Genomic DNA, 6,812 nt, shown 5'->3' with positions numbered 1-6,812 from the left:
GGAGATCCTCTCAGTCAAGAATGTCCATGGCCGCCCCCCATCCGCTCCGACCCTAGATCTAGTGGGTATGGGCGTCAAGCGGATAGGCACGCTTTAATGGAGATCTTCGCGACATGACGTATCGGCACGCCTTTACGGCCATGATCCGGAAACGCTTTGTGTTTTCGCGCGACCAATCCGGCGCGACGGCTGTGGAATTCGCCATGGTCGCCGCGCCATTCTTCATGCTGATGTTCGCGATTATCGAGACCTTTGCGATTTCCGCGGCCGGCATGTTGCTCGACACCGCGGTCGACGGCGTCGCGCGACAGGTCCTGACCGGTCAGATCCAGCAATCGGATATCGACGAGAAGGTGTTCCGCACCAAGATCTGCGACAAGGTCGACTTCATGCTGTCTTGCGACAAGCTCAAGATCGACCTTCGTACATTCCCCACATTCGGTGACATCCCGACCGACGTTCCCCTGCGGCTGAAAAATGTCGACGACACGAATTTCTGTTTCGATCCGGGCAGCGCCAACTCGATCACCGTGCTGCGCGCGTTCTACGAATGGCCGTGGATCGCGTCGTTTCTTCACGAAATCGCGTCCGACACCAACGGCAACGATATCCTCTTTTCGATCACTGCTTTCATGAACGAACCCTTCGGCGAATTGAAGAGCAGCAAATCCAACTGCTCCTGAGGAAATGATGCGGACGAATCCATCCAGCATATGCCCCCGGGCAACGACCCTGTTCAGCCGCTTCGCGCGTGAGCGCAGCGGCATGGCTGCCGTCGAATTCGCCTTGATCCTTCCGGTGATGTTGTTGCTGTACCTCGGCGGCTTCGAGGCATCGAAGGCACTTGAGGCCAGTCGCAAGGTCGAGACGACGGCGGAGACGGTCGGCAATCTCGTGGCGCGCAACCGGATGATGAACCCGACCGCGATGGGCAATATCTTCAGTATTTCGAGCGCCGTGATGGCTCCGTTTTCACCCGACGCCCTGAAGATCGTCGTGACCGCTGTTCAAGTCGACGACAAGGGCCAGGGCACGGTCGACTGGTCGCAGGCGAACTCGGGCAGCGGGCTGGCGGCCGGCGCGTCCTACCCGGTAGCGCCGGAGCTGTTTTTCGGTACGGCGAGTTATCTGATCGTTGCGGATGTCTCCTATGCCTACGCACCCCTCCTCGATTACACCAATTCCTTTTCCAACATAACATTCAGCAAGGCTTACACTTTTAGACCCCGCCTAAGTAAATCCGTGAAATGGGAAAATTGAATATATTTAGTTTATGAAAACTTGAATACCTCTGACGATACTGACGTTTTCTGATCGAATAAATACGACAGGAAGTACGATGCGGACGCGATTCACTTCTCTTGCCCTGTGGTCGGACCGTCGTGGCAACGTTGCGATGATGTTCGGGCTGACGCTGCCGATCCTGGCCGCTACAATGGCGGCAGCCGTCGATCTCAGCACGATTTACGGCGCCGAACGCAATTTGCAGCAGTCGGCTGACACCGCGGCTTTGGCCGCCGCCAAGGAATACGCCCAATCGGAGGATCCAGGCTTCCTGGCCAAGGTTGCCGAAGGCTATTTCTTCCACAATGCGGGCGAAGATTCGCGCGGCTACACCCAGTTCAGCTACGACGGGGTTCAACTGGTCGGCGGCGACAGGGTTCTGAAGGTCTCGGCGACGCGGCAGCAGCCTACCTGGTTCGGCGATCTTCTAGCATTCGTGACGAACGAAAAGGTCGACTGGCGCAATTTCCCGATTGCCAGTACGAGCGAGGTCGTCCTGGAGAACCTGTCGATCGAGATGGCGCTGGTGCTCGACAATTCGGGATCGATGGGCTCGAGCGTCGGCGGAGCCAAGAAGATCGACACCCTCAAGAGCGCCGCGAAGGACCTCACCGCCGCATTGATGAAGGTGAACGCCACCGCATTTGGCAAGCCGCCGGTGATGATGGGTGTGGTGCCGTTTTCCGGTTCGGTCAACGTCGGCCCGGCCAATATCAACGCGCCGTGGATGGACCGGTTTGGCGAATCTCCGATTCATCACGAGAACTTCGACTGGGCAAGCTGGACCGAGGCGAAGAACGGCAAGTCCGGCGCACCGCTCGCGGAGAAGGTCGGCCTGCAGTGGCGTCGAAAATCGGACGGCCAAGTGCTGACCCGCCAGTGGCTGTTCGAGAACGCGCGGGAACTTGTCAAGGAGAAGGGCAAATACGTCCCCGGCCCCAAGCGTTTCCCCGAGGGATGGGAAGGATGCGTCGAGTCGCGTCCGGAGGGCTTGGCTGTGACCGACGACGCGCCGCTCGCGGGCGCCAGCCTGTTCGTTCCCATGTTCGCGCCGGACGAATACGACTGGTGGGGCTTTACGGGTTGGAAGAACGACTACCTGGCGGACGACAGCGACGGGAAGTCCGCCGGCGCGGCGCAATCTGTTGCCTGGCAACGCGATATGAACAAATATCTGGAATCCACCGCTCCCACGCGTGGAGGAGGGAGTGGACGCGGTCCGAATCTGGGCTGCAGCACGACTCCCATCACGCCGTTGAGCGCGGATCAGTCCACTGTCGATGCCGCGCTCGACAAGATGCAGCCGACCGAGATGACCAATATCCCGGAGGGCATCGCCTGGGGTTGGCGCGTGCTGTCGCCGGGCGCGCCCTTCACCGAGGGTCGAGCGAAGGACGCCAAGGACAACCTCAAGGTCCTCGTGGTGATGACGGACGGCGAAAACACCTATGGGGGCGCTTCCAACGCCAACAGATCCCGCTGGGGCGCCTATGGCTACGGGGAAGTCTGGAGCAGTGGATCGCCTCAGCCCGGACGGATGTTCGACGCCACCACACGAACGATCAAGAAGGCCGATGACAGCCGCTATGTCGAGGCCATGAACGAGATGACCGAAAAGGTCTGCGCCAACGCCAAGAATGACGGGCGCCGGCCGGACGGAACCGACGGCGTCGTGATTTTCACCATCGCCTTCGACGTACAGGACGGCAGCAAGGTGAAGACGCTTCTGGAAGGCTGCGCCTCCTATGGCCTGAAAGATCCGACCACCAAGCTCTATTACGACGCGCAGAACAAGGAGCAGCTGGTTGCCGCCTTCGGGGCGATCACGGATGAGGTTTCGAGCCTGCGCCTCTCGCGCTGAGCGTCGACACGTCGCGATATTGATCGGCCGGAGGGACAACCTTCCTCGCCGACTGGAAGAAGACCCGCCAGACGATTGCATAGGTGGAGGCGCCCGGCGTCTCCTGGCGCCGCGTCATCTTGGTCGGCGGTTTTCCCGCCACCAGATGGTCAGGCCGCTGGCGATCAGGATCGCCGCGCCGATGACGAGGTTCGGCCTTAACGGATCGCCGATCAGCACCACGCTGTAGATGCCGGCAAACAGAACCTGGGCGTAAAGGAACGGCGTCAGCGTCGACGCGGAGGCGTAGGCGAAGCCCTGAACAAGGCAGAAATGCCCAAGCGCGCCGAGCGCGCCGATCCCGAGCATGAGAGCGAATTCCGTCGTCGAGGGCGTTTCCCAGACGATCAGAACGGCGAAACTCAGAACGACCGCCCCAACCGCCGTGGTGTGAAAAAGCGTCGCCGCGTTCTCTTCTGGCCCGGACAGAGCGCGGGTCAGCAAATAATAGAGCGAGACGATCACGGCGGCCCCAAGCGGCAGCAGCAGATAGGGATCAGTATCGGCAAAGCCCGGACGGACGATCAACAGGACGCCGCCAAAACCGGCTAGCACCGCCGCGATCCGCGGAAGGCCGATCCTTTCTCCCAGGAAAACAACCGATAGCACCGTCACAAGCACCGGCGCGAAGAACATCACGGCGGTGGCGTCAGCCAGCGGCACCTTGGAGAGCCCGAAATACATTGTGATGGTGGCGCCGAGCAGCGCCCCGCCGCGCGCCAGTTGCAACAGCGGGCGCCGGGTTTTCAGAAAGGTCGTCCCCCGGGTCTTGGCCAGCCACGCGGTCATCAGCACGGCGTGGAAGAAGTAGCGTGCCCAGACGACCTCCAGCACCGGCAACCGCCCGGTCAGGTACTTCGCTCCCGTATCCATGGTGGCGAGCGCAAGGCCGGACAGAATGGTGAGGATGATACCGGCAAGAACGCCGCTCGGCTTGCGCATGAATCGCTCGGCAGGAGAATAAGCCAGTCTCCCATAGTTTCACCCATGGCGCCCTGAAAAGCGAGAGCGGAAGAAGCGGAGAGGAAAGTTCCCGTGCCGAAGCCACGCGGTCGGCTTGAATATACACCTTTAACGTGTATTATTTTCATCTCCTCAATCATGAGGAGATGCACTCCGGACGGAGAGTGGAACATGGGAAACTATGTAGAAGGCGATAGCCTGTCGCAGGGCAAGAACCTGACTCCCGACGAACGGAAGGCGCATCGCGGTGGCCTCGAGCGTTTCCACAAGGGGCTCGAAAAACTGCACAAGGCGGAAGCGGAACTGGCCCGCGTGCGCGCCGATCTTGCCCGCTCCGGCGCCGATCTGAGCGTGAATGACTCGCTGCACTGGTAGGCGGCGAAGACGCCTCCACACCGGCTGGACCACAACCATACGATGTGAATCGATCCTTTGCGATCACCAGGAAATCTATCCGCAGAAGGAATGGCGATATGACCGGAAACGCGACAAGCTCATTCGAAAGCATGTCCCCTGAACAGCAGAAAGCCCATCTCGGCGGGCTGGAAAAATTCCACACGGGGCTGGAGAAGCTGCACATGGCGGAGGCGGAACTTGCGCGCGTGCGCGCTGATCTGGCCCGCTCCGGCATCGACTTGACGGCCCCCGATTCACTGCACTGGTAGCAGTGGGGGTGGATGGCGAGATGCTTCAGGTCCTCTCGTCCGGTGCGCCCCGGGTCCGAAGCGAGAAGGTTACCGCGGACGACCCCGCCGTCTGCCATGCCATCGGCTCCGCCACGCGACCGATTGCTGAAGCCTACGCAAAGGCGACGGGGCGGATTCTTCGCCGCCTTTCATCGTCGGCCCCGCGCCGTTTTGACGACGGCGACGTGATCGTCGCGCTCGCAGACGATCTGACCGACGATATCGTGGACGCGGCGACAGCACCGGGAGCCGGCTCATTGGCCGGCTTCCTGGTCGGCCGCACCTTGGAGGAACTGAGCGCAAAGGCGGTCGCGAGCGCGACGGCGTTGCACAGGCCTTTGGGCGATGCGCCGTTTCGCCTCGACCTGTCCCCCCAGCTTCCCATCGGCATCGTCGAAACATCGGACTTCGCCCTGTGCGGTCGCGCGTCGGACAAGGCGCATTTGCGCCGGCTGCTCGGCCAGGGCGACAGTCTCGTCTCGGTGACCGGCCATGGCGATGGCATCGACGGCGATCTCGGGCCGCTCGTGCTGTGCCCGGTTGACGCGGCCTTCGCCGCCGAGGGCAGGCCCCGCATGCCGACCTGCCGGGTCTCCAATCATTGTCACCGTCTCCACGTCGCCGCTGAAACGGCGGCCTTCGCCGACGCGACCTTGCATCCCGCCGCCGTCAAGGCGCGGGCGATGATCTGGAACACCTGTGTCGGCTGGCCGTCCCGCGACGGCTTCATCGACCGGACCTATGGCGCCGGCTTGCGCCTCGCCGCCTCACCGGCGCTCGGCGCGCTGGTGACGACGGCCAGGATCGTCATCGCCTCACCGGTATCGATCGACCTTTTGGCCGGCGCGCTCTCGCGCGGCATGCCGATCGGGGAAGCGGTCGCTGCCCACAATCGCGCGCCCCAAGCCCTCGCATCCGGCCATCGGTTTGTGCTGTTCGGCGACCCCCTGCTGCGCATCGCGCCGAAGCCAGCATCGATCAACGGCACGGCAGCGTCCCCGCCACCGCGTCTTTCGCGGCTGCCTCACGCGCCTATCCCAGCCGACGCCCCGGACGGACCGGTGCTGGACGCCCTCGCCACGCTGGCATCGACGCGCAGCGATGAGGCCGCGCGCGCGGCGGCCTTCGCCTTTATGGCAGACGCCTTGGTCAAGGGCGCGCTCGAAGGCGTCTGGGTACGCGCGAGCAAAGCGTCGAAGCGCAGCAAGGTGCCCTGCCCCCATTGCGCGAGCCTTTCGACCCATCTCATGCTCGACGGATCGTCGAGCGTCGGGCAGCGACTCTTGACGATCTGCGGGCGCTGCGAGGTCGCCGCTGACACGCCGCCGGCGCCAGATTTCACAGCCCATCTCGACTCCGCCGCCGTCTGGCGGTTGCGGGGCGAGCGTCCCCTGGCGAGCAACTGGCTCGGATCGCTGGTCGTCCGGCGCTGCGAGCCCTTCGCGACGATCGTCGAGCCGTGGCCGGCCGATGCCGCGGGGCGCCCCCGCACGAGCGTCGATTGCGGCCGGTTCCAAGGCGCAGCACCGATGACGCTCGCCGCCATGTTCTACGCGCGGCGACAACTATCGATCTTCTCGCGCCCGCTGCCAGCGAAGCCCGAGGATGTGGCCTCATGACCAACCCGTCCGACCCGCCCGTGGCCGTGTTCGCCCCCTCCTATGCGCTGTCGCTTGCCAAGCTCGTCGGCTTCCTCGCCGTGGTCATAGCGCTCGTTTGGGTTATCGGCACGCGCGACGGGCCGTTGCTGTTCGCGGCGACGCTGGGACTCGGCCTGATCTTCGCGCATGGCCTGGAATTGCAGCACGAGGCGCTGCACGGAATTCTCCTGCGCGGCGAAACCGCCAACCGCCTTGCCGGATCGCTGCTCGGCGCGCCGATGCTTGCAAGCTTGCCTATCCGGTTGATTCCCACACCCACTAGATCTAGTGTTGGGCATGGATGTCCTGGCCCGTGAAGACCTGCCGTTCCCGCAGTCT

At 62.9% G+C, this 6,812-nt stretch carries 8 protein-coding genes; 7 read left to right on the top strand and 1 reads right to left on the bottom strand.

Features of this window, described 5'->3' with window-relative positions; genetic code table 11:
- The first annotated feature begins 113 nt into the window (after positions 1–113).
- The 3 genes from VQ044_RS23360 (at position 114) to VQ044_RS23350 (ending at position 3,145) form a co-directional block, all read left to right on the top strand.
- Positions 114–683 carry a TadE/TadG family type IV pilus assembly protein gene (locus VQ044_RS23360; RefSeq protein WP_327623967.1) on the top strand — a complete coding sequence of 190 codons (570 nt, stop codon included), beginning with the start codon at positions 114–116 and terminating at the stop codon, positions 681–683.
- Positions 684–765: 82 nt separating this feature from the next.
- Positions 766–1,260: a TadE/TadG family type IV pilus assembly protein gene (locus tag VQ044_RS23355; RefSeq protein ID WP_327649979.1), complete on the top strand. Its 495-nt coding sequence runs from the start codon at positions 766–768 to the stop codon at positions 1,258–1,260.
- Positions 1,261–1,339: 79 nt separating this feature from the next.
- A complete protein-coding gene (locus tag VQ044_RS23350; protein WP_327623969.1) occupies positions 1,340–3,145 on the top strand; it encodes a TadE/TadG family type IV pilus assembly protein in 1,806 nt (601 codons plus the stop codon).
- A gap of 114 nt (positions 3,146–3,259) precedes the next feature.
- On the opposite strand, the gene VQ044_RS23345 is transcribed toward VQ044_RS23350, so the two are convergent.
- Positions 3,260–4,126: a DMT family transporter gene (locus tag VQ044_RS23345; RefSeq protein WP_327623970.1), complete on the bottom strand. Its 867-nt coding sequence runs from the start codon at positions 4,124–4,126 to the stop codon at positions 3,260–3,262.
- A gap of 192 nt (positions 4,127–4,318) precedes the next feature.
- Here VQ044_RS23345 and VQ044_RS23340 point away from each other — a divergent pair, with 192 nt between their 5' ends.
- From VQ044_RS23340 to VQ044_RS23325, 4 genes are all read left to right on the top strand, one after another.
- Complete coding sequence (locus tag VQ044_RS23340) at positions 4,319–4,522, top strand: hypothetical protein (RefSeq protein WP_327623971.1); 204 nt, start codon at positions 4,319–4,321, stop codon at positions 4,520–4,522.
- A gap of 98 nt (positions 4,523–4,620) precedes the next feature.
- Complete coding sequence (locus tag VQ044_RS23335) at positions 4,621–4,812, top strand: hypothetical protein (protein WP_253963876.1); 192 nt, start codon at positions 4,621–4,623, stop codon at positions 4,810–4,812.
- Between the two features lie 20 nt (positions 4,813–4,832).
- Positions 4,833–6,452, top strand: coding sequence for a hypothetical protein (locus VQ044_RS23330; protein WP_327649977.1), 1,620 nt, complete (start codon positions 4,833–4,835; stop codon positions 6,450–6,452).
- Positions 6,449–6,790: a hypothetical protein gene (locus VQ044_RS23325; protein WP_327649975.1), complete on the top strand. Its 342-nt coding sequence runs from the start codon at positions 6,449–6,451 to the stop codon at positions 6,788–6,790. The genes VQ044_RS23330 and VQ044_RS23325 overlap by 4 nt, the downstream gene beginning before the upstream one ends.
- Positions 6,791–6,812: the final 22 nt, after the last annotated feature.

Origin of the sequence: Aurantimonas sp. C2-5-R2 (assembly GCF_036549495.1) — a bacterium.
GTDB lineage: Bacteria > Pseudomonadota > Alphaproteobacteria > Rhizobiales > Rhizobiaceae > Aurantimonas > Aurantimonas coralicida_A.
The sequence above is the reverse complement of the archived record's forward strand: the minus strand, read 5'-3'. Positions and strand labels throughout refer to the sequence as shown.

Bases quoted from the DNA above. Each gene is read 5' to 3' on its own strand.
- VQ044_RS23340 (WP_327623971.1), top strand. From the start codon at position 4,319: ATGGGAAACTATGTAGAAGGCGATAGCCTGTCGCAGGGCAAGAACCTG.
- VQ044_RS23350 (WP_327623969.1), top strand. From the start codon at position 1,340: ATGCGGACGCGATTCACTTCTCTTGCCCTGTGGTCGGACCGTCGTGGC.
- VQ044_RS23360 (WP_327623967.1), top strand. From the start codon at position 114: ATGACGTATCGGCACGCCTTTACGGCCATGATCCGGAAACGCTTTGTG.
- VQ044_RS23330 (WP_327649977.1), top strand. From the start codon at position 4,833: ATGCTTCAGGTCCTCTCGTCCGGTGCGCCCCGGGTCCGAAGCGAGAAG.
- VQ044_RS23355 (WP_327649979.1), top strand. From the start codon at position 766: ATGGCTGCCGTCGAATTCGCCTTGATCCTTCCGGTGATGTTGTTGCTG.
- VQ044_RS23325 (WP_327649975.1), top strand. From the start codon at position 6,449: ATGACCAACCCGTCCGACCCGCCCGTGGCCGTGTTCGCCCCCTCCTAT.
- VQ044_RS23335 (WP_253963876.1), top strand. From the start codon at position 4,621: ATGACCGGAAACGCGACAAGCTCATTCGAAAGCATGTCCCCTGAACAG.
- VQ044_RS23345 (WP_327623970.1), bottom strand. From the start codon at position 4,126: ATGCGCAAGCCGAGCGGCGTTCTTGCCGGTATCATCCTCACCATTCTG.